General features: G+C 66.0%; 15 protein-coding genes. 11 read left to right on the top strand and 4 right to left on the bottom strand.

What is annotated here, in order from left to right:
- Positions 1 to 211 precede the first annotated feature (211 nt).
- Together QW881_RS13710 and QW881_RS13705 are read left to right on the top strand one after the other, a co-directional pair.
- Positions 212 to 415, top strand: a complete 204-nt coding sequence (locus QW881_RS13710; RefSeq protein WP_316158433.1) for a hypothetical protein — start codon at positions 212 to 214, stop codon at positions 413 to 415.
- A 34-nt stretch (positions 416 to 449) separates the two neighbouring features.
- On the top strand, positions 450 to 1,388 hold the full coding sequence (locus tag QW881_RS13705; protein ID WP_316158432.1) for a TauD/TfdA family dioxygenase: 939 nt from the start codon (positions 450 to 452) through the stop codon (positions 1,386 to 1,388).
- A 53-nt stretch (positions 1,389 to 1,441) separates the two neighbouring features.
- On the opposite strand, the gene QW881_RS13700 is transcribed toward QW881_RS13705, so the two are convergent.
- On the bottom strand, positions 1,442 to 1,723 hold the full coding sequence (locus QW881_RS13700; RefSeq protein WP_316158431.1) for a hypothetical protein: 282 nt from the start codon (positions 1,721 to 1,723) through the stop codon (positions 1,442 to 1,444).
- Positions 1,724 to 2,111: 388 nt separating this feature from the next.
- Here QW881_RS13700 and QW881_RS13695 point away from each other — a divergent pair, with 388 nt between their 5' ends.
- The 5 genes from QW881_RS13695 to QW881_RS13675 all read left to right on the top strand — a co-directional run bounded on the left by QW881_RS13695 (position 2,112) and on the right by QW881_RS13675 (position 6,896).
- A complete protein-coding gene (locus QW881_RS13695; protein ID WP_316158430.1) occupies positions 2,112 to 2,957 on the top strand; it encodes a CmcJ/NvfI family oxidoreductase in 846 nt (281 codons plus the stop codon).
- Positions 2,958 to 3,120: 163 nt separating this feature from the next.
- Positions 3,121 to 4,242: a methionine ABC transporter ATP-binding protein gene (locus QW881_RS13690; protein ID WP_316158429.1), complete on the top strand. Its 1,122-nt coding sequence runs from the start codon at positions 3,121 to 3,123 to the stop codon at positions 4,240 to 4,242.
- Positions 4,232 to 4,897: a methionine ABC transporter permease gene (locus tag QW881_RS13685; protein ID WP_316158428.1), complete on the top strand. Its 666-nt coding sequence runs from the start codon at positions 4,232 to 4,234 to the stop codon at positions 4,895 to 4,897. Before QW881_RS13690 ends, QW881_RS13685 begins: the two co-directional genes overlap by 11 nt.
- Before the next feature lie 184 nt (positions 4,898 to 5,081).
- Positions 5,082 to 5,864: a class II aldolase/adducin family protein gene (locus tag QW881_RS13680; protein WP_315757887.1), complete on the top strand. Its 783-nt coding sequence runs from the start codon at positions 5,082 to 5,084 to the stop codon at positions 5,862 to 5,864.
- Positions 5,865 to 6,119: 255 nt separating this feature from the next.
- Positions 6,120 to 6,896, top strand: a complete 777-nt coding sequence (locus QW881_RS13675; RefSeq protein WP_315757886.1) for a MetQ/NlpA family ABC transporter substrate-binding protein — start codon at positions 6,120 to 6,122, stop codon at positions 6,894 to 6,896.
- Here QW881_RS13675 and QW881_RS13670 read toward each other — a convergent pair.
- Complete coding sequence (locus QW881_RS13670) at positions 6,878 to 8,302, bottom strand: FAD/NAD(P)-binding protein (RefSeq protein WP_315757885.1); 1,425 nt, start codon at positions 8,300 to 8,302, stop codon at positions 6,878 to 6,880. The genes QW881_RS13675 and QW881_RS13670 overlap by 19 nt on opposite strands.
- Before the next feature lie 448 nt (positions 8,303 to 8,750).
- Here QW881_RS13670 and QW881_RS13665 point away from each other — a divergent pair, with 448 nt between their 5' ends.
- The 4 genes from QW881_RS13665 (at position 8,751) to QW881_RS13650 (ending at position 12,941) form a co-directional block, all read left to right on the top strand.
- The gene (locus QW881_RS13665; RefSeq protein WP_315757884.1) at positions 8,751 to 10,346 is read left to right on the top strand and encodes an FAD-binding protein; all 1,596 of its coding nucleotides are present in this window, start codon (positions 8,751 to 8,753) and stop codon (positions 10,344 to 10,346) included.
- Positions 10,343 to 10,720: a ferredoxin family protein gene (locus tag QW881_RS13660; RefSeq protein WP_315757883.1), complete on the top strand. Its 378-nt coding sequence runs from the start codon at positions 10,343 to 10,345 to the stop codon at positions 10,718 to 10,720. Before QW881_RS13665 ends, QW881_RS13660 begins: the two co-directional genes overlap by 4 nt.
- Entirely contained in the window at positions 10,717 to 11,934 is a 1,218-nt protein-coding gene (locus tag QW881_RS13655) for an LLM class flavin-dependent oxidoreductase (RefSeq protein WP_315757882.1), read from the top strand. Before QW881_RS13660 ends, QW881_RS13655 begins: the two co-directional genes overlap by 4 nt.
- Positions 11,935 to 12,086: 152 nt before the next feature.
- The gene (locus QW881_RS13650; protein ID WP_315757881.1) at positions 12,087 to 12,941 is read left to right on the top strand and encodes an NADPH-dependent oxidoreductase; all 855 of its coding nucleotides are present in this window, start codon (positions 12,087 to 12,089) and stop codon (positions 12,939 to 12,941) included.
- 58 nt (positions 12,942 to 12,999) lie between these two features.
- Here the strand turns inward: QW881_RS13650 and QW881_RS13645 are convergent, their stop codons facing one another.
- Both QW881_RS13645 and QW881_RS13640 read right to left on the bottom strand, forming a co-directional pair.
- On the bottom strand, positions 13,000 to 13,827 hold the full coding sequence (locus QW881_RS13645; protein ID WP_315757880.1) for a MetQ/NlpA family ABC transporter substrate-binding protein: 828 nt from the start codon (positions 13,825 to 13,827) through the stop codon (positions 13,000 to 13,002).
- A 76-nt stretch (positions 13,828 to 13,903) separates the two neighbouring features.
- Positions 13,904 to 15,247 carry an LLM class flavin-dependent oxidoreductase gene (locus QW881_RS13640; protein WP_315757879.1) on the bottom strand — a complete coding sequence of 448 codons (1,344 nt, stop codon included), beginning with the start codon at positions 15,245 to 15,247 and terminating at the stop codon, positions 13,904 to 13,906.
- Positions 15,248 to 15,275 lie beyond the last annotated feature (28 nt).

The following is a 15,275-nucleotide window of genomic DNA, read 5'->3' as shown; positions in this document are numbered from 1 at the left end:
CGCGCCGATATTCCCCGTCGTCATCGCTCAACCACGGAACGTCAGATGAGAACCCGAACCGCAGCCGATCGCCTGGTGCGCAAGCGCCTTGCCGGCCGCTGTTTCTCTGCGGCGACCGGGGCCTGTTGCTGATCGCCGCAGCCGACTTCAACGCCTTCACCCATCTGCAGATCAGACAGGAGTGCCGCACGCAGGCGGCGAACGATCAGCCATGTCCAAAGCCTACATCATCGAGGTCCTCAACCGCACCGCCGGCATCGTCACGGCCGACGAGCGCGGCTTCAGCTTCTTCTCATCCGAACGCGCATTCGACAGCCTGGAGGGACAGCACTTTGCCTCGGCGCGCGAGGCCGAACGCGCGGCCCGTGCGCTCGTCACGGCCGGCGGCGGACGCCTGCGCCGCGCGGTCATTTGATCTCCCACATCGCAACTTTCGAGAAAGATAAGTCATGAGCTTCTACAGGGACTTCAACGACAAGCTGGCCATCCAGGCCTGGAATGGCGCCCGGCGCGAACCGTATCGCACGATCGAGGTGCGGCAGCTCAGTCCGACGGTCGGCGCCGAGATCGGCGGCGTCGATCTCACCAAGGATCTGCTGGACGAGCAGTTCGCGGAAATCCACCGCGCGCTCGATGAGAATCTTGCGATCGTGTTCCGCGAGCAGGAGATCTCGAAAGACGACCACAAGCGCTTTGCGCGCCGCTTCGGCAAGTCGCTGCACCGGCACGAGCTGGCCGCGACCCGCTTCCGGCACGACGGGCCGTTCGATCCGGAATTCCTGTCGTGGAAGACCGATGCGAATTCGCGCTTCACCGCCGGCGACGGCTGGCATCCGGACGTGTCCTGCGATCCCAGCCCGATTGCGGTCTCGCTGCTCCGTGTGACCAAGACGCCGCCGCTCGGCGGCGACACGGCCTTCGCCAACATGTATCTCGCCTATGAATTCCTGTCGGATCCGATCAAGCAGCTGCTGGATGGCCTCACGGCCATCCATGATGGATCATTGGCCTGGACCGCGGGTTATGGCGCCAAGCCCGATCCCGGCAAGACCTATCCGCTATCCGAGCATCCGGTGGTCGTGACTCATCCGCGTACCGGCCGCAAGTTCCTGTACGTCAATGCGTCCTTTACCTCGCACATCGTGCAGCTAACCCGGCGCGAGAGCGATGCGCTGCTGCAGCTCCTGTTCCGTCACATCGAAGGCCAGCTTGCATTGCAGACGCGGGTGCAGTGGCGGCCGAACTCGCTGCTGGTTTGGGACAATTGGGCGAGCCAGCATCATGCGGTGTGGGACTACTATCCCGAAGAGCGCTGGGGCGAGCGTGTGTCGGTGGTGACCGGCGAGGTGCCGCGGGCGCGGCTTGGGCTCAGCGAGGCCGCGGAGTAGGGCGGTCGCGCTGCACAGGCGCGGGCCCGAACGGGCCTGCGCTCCCTGCGGTGTCAGTCCGGGCTGATATGAACCAACAGAAGGCGGGAGATCGCCCCGTCGGCAAGCTCGTCGGCGCGGTCGCGATAGACGGCGGCCTCGTCGTCGGTTGCCCCGCGGAGCGCAAGCCGTTCGGCCTGGGCAGGACGCCTCAGCCGGCAGAAAGCGTCGATCGCGTGGAGCAATCGCGGTGACCGCACCAGGCTCTGCGCCATGTCGTGATCATTCGCGGCGAACACGAAGGCCGGGCGCCGGCCAAGATCGATGGCGAAGACCTGCGGAGGTGCGGCTGACATGCGGTGGCGTCGGATCGTGTCTGTTCGGCGCGGGGCGCGTTGGTGCTCTGATGCTGAGTGTAGAAGGACGCCGCATGCCGTCAATAAAATGGGTCGCGCGATTTTCAGGCTGATCGAGCAAGAATTTTTCTGCGCGGGCGGCGTGACCCGAATGCAAGGGACCCGATGGCGCCGAGTCTGGCTGCGGTGATGTCATGCCAGCCATGTCCTGGCGCAGGACGCGACGCACAGAAGAAAACTTCGGTCTAGCACTGTGTTCGACGAGCAATTCCTTGCTACGCCGGGCCGCAGCGAAAGCAGGAGCGTTGCTATTTCGGGCGCCGGCTTGTTCTGACCGCCGGCGCCGATCAAGCTACATGCAATCGCATGAAACTGCCCGGAGACATCCATGAGCCTGGTCGAGAGAAAGATCGAAGCGTTGCCCTTCGTTCTCGCCGAGCTGAACTATCTGGCGCCCACCGCGGGCAAGCCGCGCACCTATGCGTTCGACCCGCCGCCGGGCGAGCCGAAATCGACCGCGCTGCCCGAGCCCCGTCAGGTGCCGGTGTTCAACGGCCGCCCGATCGCGCAATCATTCTCGCTCGACCGCGAGGGCTTTGCGCTGGTGCGACACCCCACATTCGTGCGTGATTTCACCAACGAGAAGGAAATCCGCAGCATCTATTATCCGGCGGCGGAGGCCTTCATTCGTGCGACCTTGCGCGCTGATCGCGTCGTGATCTTCGACCACACCCTGCGCAAGCGTGTGGCCGGTGCTCCCGACGTCCGTGACGGCGGGCCGCGCCAGCCGGCGACGCGCGTGCATGTGGACCAGACCGCGACGTCGGGTGCCAACCGGGTGCGTGAGCATCTCGGCGCCGAGGCGGAGGACCTGCTGCGCGGGCGGGTTCAGGTGATCAACCTGTGGCGGCCAATCATCGGGCCGTTGCGCGACACGCCGCTGGCGATGTGCGACGGGACCACGGTCGCGCCGGATGATCTGGTCGCGTCTGACCTGATCTATCCCAACCGCAACGGCGAGATCTACTCCGTCACGTACAATCCCGCTCATCGCTGGTTCTATTTCCCGGACATGACGCCCGATGAGGCGCTGCTGCTGAAGTGCTACGATTCGGCGACCGATGGGCGCACGCGGTTCGGACCGCATACCGCCTTCGTCGACCCGACGACGCCGGCCGATGCGCCACCGCGCGAGAGCATCGAATTGCGGATGCTGGTGTTCCACTTCGATTGAACGTGAGCAGGAGGATGACGTTTCACGGACGGTGACGCCGTGAGAAGCTTCGTCCAACTTGGGGGCATTTTCTGAAATTGCCTCTGGACTGATCGCAGGCGATGGTGATCGCAATTCGAGTGCGCTGCAGCATCTGAAGCCAAAGTCAGTCCAAGGTCAGTCCATGAATGCCCACCCAAGCCTGGGGATCGCCGAGCCGGTCGTGCCGACCGGTCTCTTTCCTTCGCCTCTCGTCGCCGAGCCGATGGTTCGCTTCGAGGGGCTGTCGAAGATCTATCCCGCCTATCGCGACAAGCCGGATGTCGAGGCGCTCAAGGACATCGACTTCGCGATCGCGCGGGGCTCCATCACCGGTGTGATCGGACGGTCCGGCGCCGGCAAGTCGAGCCTCGTCAGGCTGATCAACGGGCTGGAGAAGCCGACGGCGGGACGGGTGGTCGTTGATGGACGCGACATCTCGGCTCTGCGCGGCCAGGCGCTCCGGCTGGCGCAGCGTTCGATCGGCATGATCTTCCAGCACTTCAACCTGCTGTCGTCGCGCACGGCCTCCGACAACATCGCACTCCCGCTCGAGATCGCCGGCTGGTCGAAGGCCGACATCAGGACGCGGGTCGCCGAGCTGCTGGAGCTGGTCGACATCGCCGACAAGCATGATCGCTACCCGGCGGAGCTGTCCGGCGGGCAGAAGCAGCGCATCGGCATTGCGCGCGCGCTCGCGACGCGGCCGAACGTGCTGCTGTCGGATGAGGCGACGTCGGCGCTCGATCCGCAGACCACGCGCGCGATCCTCGACCTGCTCGCCAACATCAATCGCGAGCTCGGCGTCACCATCATCCTGATCACCCACGAGATGTCCGTGGTCCGTCAGCTCGCGAAGGAGGTCGTCGTGATCGATGGCGGCCGTGTCGTCGAGCGCGGCCATGTCGCCGACATCTTCACCCATCCGAAGCATCCGATCACGCAGACGTTCCTGGCCGAGGTGCTCGGCGATGCCGTGCCGGTGTCGCTGGCGAGCCGGCTCGTGCAGGAGCCTGTGCCGATCGGACAGACGGTGCTCCGCGTCCAGGTGCGCGGCTCGGATGCCGGCGACACGCTGGTGGCGCGGCTGGCACGCGAGCTGTCGATCGATGTCGCGCTGCTGTCGGCGCGCATCGATGAGATCGGCGGCCAGCATGTCGGCTCGCTGATCCTGGGCATTCCCGGCGGCGAGGCGGCGGCGCGGCAGACGCTGGCCTATTTCTCACAGCATCGCTTCGCAGCGGAGCGTCTCGGCTATGTCTCCTGAGCTCATCAACCTGATCGTCCAGGCCACCGGCGAGAGCCTGTTCATGGTCTCGACCGCGGCGTTGGTCGCGACCTCGCTCGGGTTGCCGCTCGGCGTCTTCCTGGCGACGAGCCGCGCGGGGGAGTTGTTCGCAGCGCCCGCGGCCAACGCGATCCTTGGCGTCGTCGTCAACGCCACGCGCTCGACGCCCTTCATCATCCTGGTCGTCGCCATCATCCCGTTCACGCGCCTCGTCGCCGGCACGTCGATCGGCTCGGGGGCTGCGATCGTGCCGCTGACGGTGGCGGCGACGCCGTTCATCGCGCGGCTGGTCGAGGCGGCGATCCGCGAGGTCGATGGCGGCCTGATCGAGACCGCGTCCTCGTTCGGCGCGACGCCGCTGCAGATCGTGTTCAAGGTGCTGATCCCGGAAGCCTTGCCGGGCCTCGTGCTGGCGTTGACGCTCGCGGTGGTCAGCCTGCTCGGCTACTCCGCGATGGTCGGCGCCGTCGGCGGCGGCGGCCTCGGCGATCTCGGCATCCGCTACGGCTACCAGCGCTTCATGCCGGAGATGATGCTGGCGGTAGTGGTCGTCCTGATCGCGCTGGTGCAGACGGTGCAGACCGTCGGTGATCATCTCGCGCGCCGGCTCAATCGGCGGCTGCGGCAGCGCTGAGCAGAGATTGCGCTGTGACGGCGCGGCGGAGATGTTTTCGGTTTACGTGGGAAACGAGGGCTCGCCGGCATTTCCGGTGAGCCTCGATCTTTGAAAAGATCGTCTCGCGCGGTTCGTTCTACCATCAGCCTAACGAGTTGACCGCGCGACGGACGCGCGCGCTCGAGGCAAGAGGTCAACGGACATGAATACGCTCGTCGAAAAACCCAGGAAGTTTGCGCTCGTCGAGCGCGAGCCCGCCGCCACGTTCGCGGAGGAGCGGCTTCATCGCAAGCAGCGCCTTGCGGCGACCTTCCGCCTCTTTGCCCGCTATGGTTTCGATCAGGGCCTGGCGGGCCACGTGACCGTGCGTGATCCCGAGTTTCCGGACCGGTTTTGGATCAATCCACTGTCTGCGCATTTCAGCCAGATCAAGGTCTCCGACCTGCAGCTCGTCGATCACGATGGCAACATCCTGATCGGCGACAGGCCGATCAACCAGGCCGGCTTCGTCATCCACTCCGCGATCCATGCGGCGCATCCGCATGTGATCGCCGCCGCGCATACGCATTCGACCTATGGCAAGGCGTGGTCCGCGCTCGGCCGGCTGCTCGATCCACTGACGCAGGATTCCTGCGCGTTCTACGACGACCACGTGCTGTTCGACCCGTTCACCGGCGTCGTGCTCGATGCCGAGGAGGGCAAGAAGATCGCGCAGGTGCTGGGAACGAAGAAGGCCGCCATCCTGCAGAATCACGGGCTGCTGACCGTCGGCCCGACCATCGAGGCGACCGCGTGGTGGTACATCGCGATGGACAATGCCGCGCGTACGCAATTGCTGGCCGAGGCGGCCGGCCCGACCAAGCCGATTCCGCACGAGATCGCCAAGCTGACGGCAGGGCAGGTCGGCACCCACAAGGGCGGCTATTTCAGCTTCCAGCCGCTGTGGGACTGGATCACGGCGCAGGAGCCGGACCTGTTCAACTGAGCGAGCGTAGCCCGCATGAGCGTCAGCGACATGCGGGTTCTCCTCCACGGCCTCGTGTGACCCCGGATGTCGCTTCGCTCATCCGGGCTACAGATTGAGAGAATGAATCGATCAGAAAGGCTGAGATGAAAGAACATTTGTGCGCGATGATCACTTTCGAGAGCGCGTCCATTGCTTTGTTCGCACCTGCGATTGCGGCCCGGCTGTTGCGGCGCTAGTGAGCACCGAGACTTAGTTGTTTCGTTGGAGACTTGAATGCGCCTTCCCCTTGTTGCCATCGCCGCCCTGGTATCGTTGATTCTTCCCGCACAGGCCGAAACCATTCGCGTCGGCGTGACCGCCGGGCCGCATGCCGAAATCATCGACGTCGTGAAGAAGGTCGCCGCCGAGCGCGGGCTCGACATCAAGGTCGTCGAGTTCACCGACTATGTGATTCCGAACCAGGCGCTGGCGCTGAAGGATCTCGAGGCGAACTCGTTCCAGCACGAGCCCTATCTGAAGAACCAGATCTCCAAGACCGGATGGAAGATCGTCAAGGTCGCGACCACCATCGCCTCGCCGCAGGGCGTGTATTCGCAGAAATACAAGACGCTGGCCGAGCTTCCGGAAGGCGCCAAGGTCGCGATCGCCAATGATCCGTCGAACGGCGCGCGCGGGTTGATGATCCTGGCGCTGCACGGCGTCATCAAGCTGAAGGATCCGAGCAACGTCGCCTCGTCGGTCGCCGACATCACCGACAATCCCAAGAAGCTGAAATTCGTCGAGCTCGACGCGGCGCAGCTGCCGCGCGCGCTGGCCGACGTCGACCTCGTCTCGATCAACAACAACTACGCGGTTCAGGCCGGGCTCAATCCCGCCAAGGATGCCATCGCGCGTGAAAATGCCGAGGGGCCCTGGGTCAACATCCTCGCAGTGCGCGAGGAGGACAAGGACAAGCCCTGGGTCAAACAATTGATCGAGGCCTACCAGTCCGAGCCGGTCAAGGCGTTCCTGGAGACCCGGTTCAAGGGCACCTACATCGCGACCTGGTGATCGGGAGCCGCCGCCAATGCCGGCGCATCGCGCGGCGGCACCACGATCGGGCGGGCCTGCAACAGCCGGTCCGCCAGATCGGCGCACTGGCTTCGGATGTCCGGGATCGCGATAATCTCCCAGAAGGCGGCGCGAGTCAGCGGGCCGATCGCGAACAGGCGCTGTGACGGCGTGCCATCGGCACCGACGATGGCGCAATCCGCCGTGACCTCGATGCCGATCCGCAGCGGATCGCAACGCGCCAGGCCCTGATCGAACAGGCTGCGGACCGCAGGATTGGCGGTGGCGCGGGGATCCTTGACGATCCCCGTGCAGTCGATCACCGCACCGACCTCGAGCGTCTCGATCTCGCTGCGGCCGCGCCGGCGATAATGCGCCCGGGCGCCTTGCGTCCCACCATCGATCTTGACGAGCTTGGCGGCGGCGACGCGAAGCTGGCCGTCCGCGATCGCCTGTGCGATGCGCTGTTCGACCTCCGGCGCCATGCGGTGCCGATGCACATCCCACCACGCCCGCGCATGCTCCAGGAAGCTGCGCTTGGACGCCAGCGGCAAGTCCTGCCACAGCCGATGGCTGAACGGCCTGACGGCGTCGATGACGCCGCGCCAGTCGCCACCCTCGGCGATGTGGGCGGCGATCCGCTGCCGGAACCAGCGCAGCAGAACGCTGCCGCGCGCACCGAACGGAACCTCATCCTCGCTGATCTTGCAGGGAGTGATACGCCGATGTCCCTTGGCCATCAGGCCGCGGCGTGAGATCGCGAGGATCGGGCCGCGATGTCCCTCGCGCAGCAGCGACAGCACGTAGTCCGCCATGGTCAGGCCGGCGCCGAGAATGAGCACCGCCGAATCGCGGCTGAAGCCGGGAATGGACGGCGAGATCCAGGGATCGGCATGCCAGGCCGAGCGCGGGATGGCCGCGTCATGCCCGGTCGCGAACACCGCGACGTCGCCAACCTGCCGCGTCCCATCCGCCAAACTCACGGTCACGGTGTGAGCGCCCTCGCTCACCGCGGTACATTCGCCACGGATAATGCTGAGACGCCGGGCGCCGTCGTCGGTCTCCAGGAACGGCGCGATCAGGCTGGCGATGTAGTCGCCATAAAGGCAGCGAGGCACGAAGCAGAACGGATCGGGACAAAGCCGCAGGCCATGCTCGTGCGTCGACAGCCAGCGCCAGAAATGGTCGGGATCATCGGGCAGCGCACTCATGTTGGCAGCGCGCACGTTGAGCAGGTGATCAGCATTGCCGGTGTGATAGGCCAGCCCGCGACCGACCTCCGAACGCTTCTCGATCAAGGTGACCTGGATATCGGACTTCGGGCGTTGCAGCAGCTGATAGGCCAGAAGGACGCCGGATGCGCCGCCGCCGACGATGATCGCGTGTCGTTCTGGAAAACGGCTCATGCAAAGATGCCTTTTCTCTCGCGCGCGGACGATGTGCTACATTTGTAGTCTAGCACGTAAAACATCGGCCGGATTCGGAAAGACGAATATTCTACTTGTTGGCGCGTTTCGACCGATGGTGTTCCAAGAACATGCAGATTGCTGTCGCAAGTGTGTCGTCATGAGCGACGCTGCGATAGAAATATTATTTGCAGCCGGCTGGCGCGCCGGGCGGCGATGAAAGCCTGGAACACTCGACCGAAATCTTCTCCGATCATGGATCGCGGCGAGAACAGAGCGTTTGAAAATCGCGCAACTCTGAAATTGCCAGCGGCGCCACACTGGATGACCATGACGGCGCGCGTGCGTCGTTTGCGCACGGCTGCGGAGTTCGGAACATGGTTGGGCAGGCCACGCCGGCAGAACGAACGGGAGCGCGCGCTTTGCGGATGACACATCCGGTGTCGCCGTGACTGCTTCAGGGCCAGATCCACTATCGCTCACCGCCGACGTGCTCGTCATCGGCGGCGGCATGGCCGGTGCCTGGGCTGCGGTCTCGGCCGCGCGCGCCGGTGCGCGGGTGATCCTCGTCGACAAGGGCTATTGCGGCACCAGCGGCGTCACGGCCGCGGCCGGCCCCGGTCACTGGTGGGTGCCGCCGCAGGCGCGCGAGCAGGCCGTCAGCCAGCGCGTCATCGCGGGTCTCGGTCTCGGCGAAGCCGCATGGATGCATGGGATCATCGCGGAGACCTGGCGGACATTGCCAACGCTCGCGAGCCACTACGCGTTCGGCATCGACGATGACGGGCAGACCAACTATCGCGCGGTTCGCGGTCCCGAATACATTCGGGCGCTGCGTGCCTTTGCGCGTGATCATGGCGTCACGATCCTTGACCATTCGCCAGTGCTGGAACTGCTGGCGCGCAGTGACGGCACGATCGGCGGTGCCCGAGGCCTTCGCCGTCAGGATGGGGCGCGGCCTTACCAGATCGCCGCAGGTGCGACTGTGCTCGCTGCCGGCGGCACCAGCTTCCTGTCGCATCTCTTGGGATCGCGCACCAATACCGGCGATGGCTATCTGCTGGCGGCGGAGGCCGGCGCCGATCTCTCTGGGATGGAATTCACCGCGGCCTACACGATCGCGCCGGCGCATTCGACGATGACGCGCAGCATGGCCTATGCGTTCGCGACTTATTACGACGCCGACGGGCGCGAGCTCGATCTGCCGTTCGGGCCGCAGCAGACGATCGGGTTGGCCAAGGCTATGCTTGCTGGACCGGTGTTCTGCTCGCTCCATCTTCTGCCCGACGACATCAAGGCCCGGTTGCACACGATCTCGCCGAACGTGCCGCTGGTGTTCGACCGCTGGGGCGTCGATCCCTGGCGCGATCGCTTCGAGGTCACGCTGCACAATGACGGCACGATCCGCGGTCTCGGCGGCGTCAGGGTCGACGATCTCGATGGGCGTACTGCGGTGCCGGGGCTGTTCGTCGCGGGCGACAACGCGTCGCGCGAGAAGGTTGCCGGTGCGATCTCCGGCGGCGGCAACATCAATTCGGCCTGGGCGCTGTCGTCGGGCGTCCGCGCCGGACAGGCGGCCGCGCGGCTGGCGCGCAGCATCGGTTCGAAGGCCTCGCCCTTGACCGCGCTCGGACAGGCCGGCCTGCGGCCGGGGCTGCGGAGCAGGGCGCTCGATCTCGACGCGATCAGGGCCGGCGTCCGCGCCGAGATGCATCCGTTCGACAAGAACCTGTTCCGCAAGGAATCGACGTTGGCCGCGTCGCAGCGCTCGCTCGACGGGCTGTGGCGGGAGATCGCCGACCATGCGGGTGGCGATCCGCTGCGCTCGCGCGAGACGGCAGCGCTGGTCGCAACGGCGCGCTGGTCGGTCGCGACCGCACTGGGGCGTACCGAGAGCAGGGGCCTGCATCGCCGGATCGATCATCCGGGCCTCGACCCGGACCTCGCAGTGCGGCTCGTGAGCCGCGGGCTCGATCGCGTCGAGATCGCAGCCGACATGCGCCGCGCGCCGGCCGCTTCGATCGCGCTGGAAGCCGCGTCATGATCGAGCTCATCGTTGCCGATCGCTGCACGGATTGCGGTGCCTGCGTCGAGGTCTGTCCGACCAACGTGCTGGAACGCGCGCCATCCGGGCCGCCGCTGCTGGCGCGGGTCGAGGATTGCCAGACCTGCTTCATGTGCGAGCTCTATTGCCGCGCGGATGCGATCTACATCGCGCCCGATTGCGACCGCCGCGTCGCGATCACGCCGGACGCGGCGGTGGCCTCGGGACGCCTCGGTCAATATCGCAAGCATTCCGGCTGGGACGAATGGGCCGGGCAATATCCCAACGAGCAATGGCTGATGGAAACGGTGTTTCGCCGGGCTGGCGATGCGGCCGTGCGCGCAGCCGAGGCAGAGGACAAGAGGACTGCATGACGATCATCACCCACCGGCCGGGAGCCCTGGTCGGCCTCGACGGCTTTCCGGGACCTGCCGACCGGCCGGACAGCCCGCTGTCGCAAGCGCTGCAACAGCCGCTGCTGCTCGGCCTGTTCCTGCCGATCCAGGCCGGCGGCTGGAGCGCTTCGACCTTGCCGCGGACGACGTCCTGGCATTTCGACTACAACCGCGACCTGGTGCTGGCGGCGGAGAATCTCGGCTTTGATCTGGTGTTCGCGCTGTCGCAATGGCTGCCCAAGGGCGGCTATGGCGGCGTGTTCACCGGCGAGGCGCTCGACTCCTTCATGACCACGGCGGCGCTGACGAGCCTGACCCGGCGCATCATCCTGATCTCTACCATCCACGTGCTCTACGGTCCCTGGCATCCGCTGCATCTGGCGAAATATGGCGCCACGCTCGACCACATATCCAACGGCCGCTGGGGCATCAACGTCGTGACCGGTCATCGCGCCGCCGAGCACGAGGCGTTCGGCTGGAGTCGCATCGATCACGATCGCCGCTACGAGCTCGCCGCCGAGTTTCTCGAAGTGCTGCAGCGGCTGTGGGGCGAGAGCGAGAACTATTCGTTCTCCGGCCAGTCGTCCTGGAAGCTCAACGGCGCCTTCGTGACGCCGAAGCCGCGCTACGGCCGGCCGGTGCTGGTCAACGCCACCGGCTCGGACGCCGGCATCGCCTTTGCCGCGCGCTATTCCGACATCGTCTTCATCACCAGCCCGGTCGGCTCGAGCTTCGAGAGCGCTATTCTGGCGCTGCCGGCGCATACGGCGAGGGTCAAGCAGGCGGCGCGCGAGATCGGCCGCGAGGTGCGCACGCTGCTCAATCCAATGGTGATCTGCCGCGAGACCGAGCGCGAGACCTGGGCCTATCACGACGCGATCGTCGCCCATGCCGACCCGGTCGGCGACTTCCACCGGCTCGACAGCGACGCCCATGCCTGGCGCGGCCGTGTCGGCGTCGATGCGCCCAAGCGGCGGGCCATCGGCGGCAACATCGAGGTGATCGGCACGCCGGAGCAGGTGGTCGAGCAGTTCGTCCAGCTCAAGAAGGCCGGCGTCGATGGCTTGCAACTGTCGTTCTACGATTTTCAGCCGGACCTCGACTTCTTCGGCCGTCGCGTGCTGCCGCTGATGGAGCAGGCGGGCTTGCGTAGACCCGTGATTGATCCCGCTGCGGCCCAGGCTGCGGAGTAGTGCCGCGGAGTAGTGGAGCGCTGCGACACCGCACGCATGATCCATTGGGGATTGCCGTCGTCCGCGCGGTCGGCTTTGCTGCCGATCGAAGCGCAAGCTGGACCAGATAGCGGCCGGTGCGAGACGCGCACGGCCTGACGCGAGGGATTGGAATGACGATCATCGAGACGAGACCATCGCCCGCGGCGGACGACGGCATCACGGCGGCGCTGCGCAAGCGCTACGGCGCGCATATCCCTGCGGTCGCCGCCGGCGCCGAGGGCATCCTCGGCCAGTTGCTGGCGCATCGCTCGATCCGCAGCTACCGGCCTGATCCGGTGCCGGCGCACACGGTGGGGACGCTGGTGGCCGCCGCGCAATCGGCAGCGTCATCCTCGAACCTGCAGACCTGGAGCGTCGTGGCGGTCGAGGATCCCGCGCGCAAGCAGCGGCTGTCGGAGTTCGCCGGCAACCAGAAGCACATCCGCGAGGCGCCGCTGTTCCTGGTGTGGCTCGCCGACCTGTCGCGGGCGGAGCGTCTGGCCAGGCGTGAAGGTCGCCCCGACGACGGCATCCATTTCCTGGAGACGCTGTTCGTTGCGGTCATCGATGCCGCGCTGGCGGCGCAGAACGCCGTGGTGGCGCTGGAGGCGCTTGGGCTCGGCTCGGTCTATATCGGCGCGATCCGCAACCGCCCGCAGGCAGTGGCCGAGGAACTCGGCCTGCCGCCGAACGTGCTTGCCGTGTTCGGCCTGTGCGTTGGCTATGCCGATCGGGCCGCCGGCGAGGACGTCAAGCCGCGGCTGCGCCAGAGCGTGATCCTGCATCGCGAGCGCTATGCGCCGACGGACGAGATCCACGGCATCGCCGCCTATGACGAGACGCTGCGCGACTTCCAGACCAGCCAGGGCATCGCTGCAGTCGGCTGGCGAGAAACCGTGCTGAACCGACTGGGTTCGGCAAAGGCACTCAACGGCCGCGACAAGCTGACCGAGGCGCTGCGCGCGCTCGGCTTCGGATTGAAGTAGAGCTGGCGTCGACCGAGATCAGCGGCGGCCCGTGACGAGCGCGGGCCGCCGCCGTTGGTCACTTCATGTAATCGGGCAGCGTGAAGCCGTCATAGAAGCGATCGGCGAAGATCGCGGCCTTGAAGCCTGGCGACTTGTAGCCCGCTACGATGTCCTTCGCCCAGGCGGTGTCGGCGTTGTCGCGCTTGACCGCGACCACGTTGATGTAGGGCGTCGTCATCTTTTCCAGCGCGAAGGCGTTGGTCAGCTTCAGGCCGCTGAAGATCGCGAAATTGCCCTGGACGGCGGCGAAGTCGACGTCGTCGAGCGCGCGCGGCGCCTGCGCGGCCTCCAGCGGGACGATCTTGATGCCGCCGGGATTCTTGATGACGTCGAGCTCGGTGACGTCGACCGGCTTGGAGTCGCGGATCTCGATCAGGCCGAGATCGCGCAGGATCCACAGCGCGCGCTGCAGGTTGACCGGATCGTTCGGCACCGCGATCTTGGCGCCGCTGGCGATCTTGGTGCCGAGCGGGTGCTTCTTGGAATAGATCCCCATCGGCGGCGTCGGCACGTGCACGATGCCGGTGAGATCGGTCTTCTGCCGCTCATTGTAGGAGTTCAGGAACACCGTGTGCTGCATGACATTGGCGTCGATCTCGCTCTTGAACACGGCATTGTTGGCCTCGAGGCCGGTCGAGAACTCGACATAGCGGATCTGATAGCCCTTCTTCGCAAGCTCGGGCGCAACGCCGATCTTGAACTCGTCGATATAGGGGCCGGGCACGAAGCCGACCTTGAGCTCCTTCTTCTCGGCCGACTGCGCCGACGCGCTGGTGACGGTGAACAGGGAGAGCGTCGAGGCGGCGAGCAGGCGGAGGACTTGCGATCGTGTCAATGCAGGCATGGGACTTCCAAAGCTTCAACAAACGAAGAGCGGCGCGGATGCCTTGCAGGGCGTTCGCGCCGCCCGAGAACGGATCTCAGGCAATCGCCTGGACCTGGTGACTGAAGGCGCTGTCCGGACGGTCGAGCCCGTAATGCTCGCGCAGGGTCTCGCCGGTGTAGTCCTCGCGGAACAGGCCGCGCTTGCGCAGGATCGGCACGACGTGCTCGGCGAACATGTCGAAGCCGCCGGGCAGCCAGGGCGGCATCACGTTGAAGCCGTCGGCGGCGCCGTTCTCGAACCAGGTCTGGATGTTGTCGGCGATCTTTTCCGGCGTGCCGGCGATCACCCAATGGCCGCGTGCGCCGGCGAGGCGCTGGATCAGCTGCCGGATCGTCGGCTTCTCGCGATCGGCGATGTCGACCACGAGCTTGAAGCGGCTGGCGACGCCGCGCGCGCCGTCGGTCTCGATCAGGTGTCGCGGGAACGGGCCGTCGAGATCGAAGCCCTGGAGGTCGAGGCCCAGGATCTGGCGCAGCTGCACCAGCGAATACTCCGGCTGGATCAGGTCGTTGAACTCTTCCTGCAGGCGGTCGGCTTCGGCCTGCGTCGAACCGATGAACGGGCTGATGCCGGGCAGGATCTTGACGTGATCGGGATTGCGATCGAGCGCGCGCGCCTGGCGCTTGATGTCGGCATAGAACTCCTGCGCGCTCTGAAGCGTCTGGTGCGCGGTGAAGATGGCTTCCGCAAAGCGCGCCGCGAAGGCGCGGCCATCCTCCGACGAGCCGGCCTGGACGTAGACCGGCCGTCCCTGCGGCGAACGCGGCACGTTCAGCGGACCGCGCACGCGAAAATACTTGCCGACATGGTTCAGCGCATGGACCTTGTCGGTGTCGGCGAAGATGCCGGAGGCGGGATCGTTGACGACCGCGTCGTCCTCCCAGCTGTCCCACAGCGCGGTCACGACATCGAGGAATTCCTTGGCGCGCTCGTAGCGCTCATGATGCGGCGGATGCTCCGGCAGGCCGAAGTTCTGCGCCGCCTGTGGCGCGCTTGTCGTGACGATGTTCCAGCCGGCGCGGCCGCCGCTGAGATGATCGAGCGAGGCGTACAGGCGCGCCAGATTGTAGGGCTCGTGGTAGGTGGTCGAAGCCGTGCCGATCAGGCCGATGCGGCTGGTCGCGGCGGCGATCGCCGACAGCCAGGTGATCGGCTCGAAGCGGAAGCGCTGCGCGTAGCGGACATTGTCGGCCAGCGCCGGACCATCCGCGAAGAAGATCGCATCGAACTTGTAGTGCTCCGCGGTCCGCGCCAACTGCTGATAATACGTGATGTCGAGCGCCCGGCTGGCCGACGATCCCTTGTAGCGCCAGGCCGCCTCGTGATGGCCGCCGGGATAGATGAAGAGGTTGAGGTTCAGTTGGCGACGCTGGCTCATGGGGCGCTCGTGTTGTGGTGTGCTGATG

The sequence above is a fragment of the Bradyrhizobium sp. SZCCHNS3016 genome (genome assembly GCF_032484535.1).
In the GTDB taxonomy this organism is placed as follows: domain Bacteria; phylum Pseudomonadota; class Alphaproteobacteria; order Rhizobiales; family Xanthobacteraceae; genus Bradyrhizobium.
The sequence above is the reverse complement of the archived record's forward strand: the minus strand, read 5'-3'. Positions and strand labels throughout refer to the sequence as shown.

Bases quoted from the DNA above. Each gene is read 5' to 3' on its own strand.
- QW881_RS13650 (WP_315757881.1), top strand. From the start codon at position 12,087: ATGACGATCATCGAGACGAGACCATCGCCCGCGGCGGACGACGGCATC.
- QW881_RS13640 (WP_315757879.1), bottom strand. From the start codon at position 15,247: ATGAGCCAGCGTCGCCAACTGAACCTCAACCTCTTCATCTATCCCGGC.
- QW881_RS13680 (WP_315757887.1), top strand. From the start codon at position 5,082: ATGAATACGCTCGTCGAAAAACCCAGGAAGTTTGCGCTCGTCGAGCGC.
- QW881_RS13670 (WP_315757885.1), bottom strand. From the start codon at position 8,302: ATGAGCCGTTTTCCAGAACGACACGCGATCATCGTCGGCGGCGGCGCA.
- QW881_RS13695 (WP_316158430.1), top strand. From the start codon at position 2,112: ATGAGCCTGGTCGAGAGAAAGATCGAAGCGTTGCCCTTCGTTCTCGCC.
- QW881_RS13700 (WP_316158431.1), bottom strand. From the start codon at position 1,723: ATGTCAGCCGCACCTCCGCAGGTCTTCGCCATCGATCTTGGCCGGCGC.
- QW881_RS13675 (WP_315757886.1), top strand. From the start codon at position 6,120: ATGCGCCTTCCCCTTGTTGCCATCGCCGCCCTGGTATCGTTGATTCTT.
- QW881_RS13655 (WP_315757882.1), top strand. From the start codon at position 10,717: ATGACGATCATCACCCACCGGCCGGGAGCCCTGGTCGGCCTCGACGGC.
- QW881_RS13710 (WP_316158433.1), top strand. From the start codon at position 212: ATGTCCAAAGCCTACATCATCGAGGTCCTCAACCGCACCGCCGGCATC.
- QW881_RS13705 (WP_316158432.1), top strand. From the start codon at position 450: ATGAGCTTCTACAGGGACTTCAACGACAAGCTGGCCATCCAGGCCTGG.
- QW881_RS13660 (WP_315757883.1), top strand. From the start codon at position 10,343: ATGATCGAGCTCATCGTTGCCGATCGCTGCACGGATTGCGGTGCCTGC.
- QW881_RS13690 (WP_316158429.1), top strand. From the start codon at position 3,121: ATGAATGCCCACCCAAGCCTGGGGATCGCCGAGCCGGTCGTGCCGACC.
- QW881_RS13645 (WP_315757880.1), bottom strand. From the start codon at position 13,827: ATGCCTGCATTGACACGATCGCAAGTCCTCCGCCTGCTCGCCGCCTCG.
- QW881_RS13685 (WP_316158428.1), top strand. From the start codon at position 4,232: ATGTCTCCTGAGCTCATCAACCTGATCGTCCAGGCCACCGGCGAGAGC.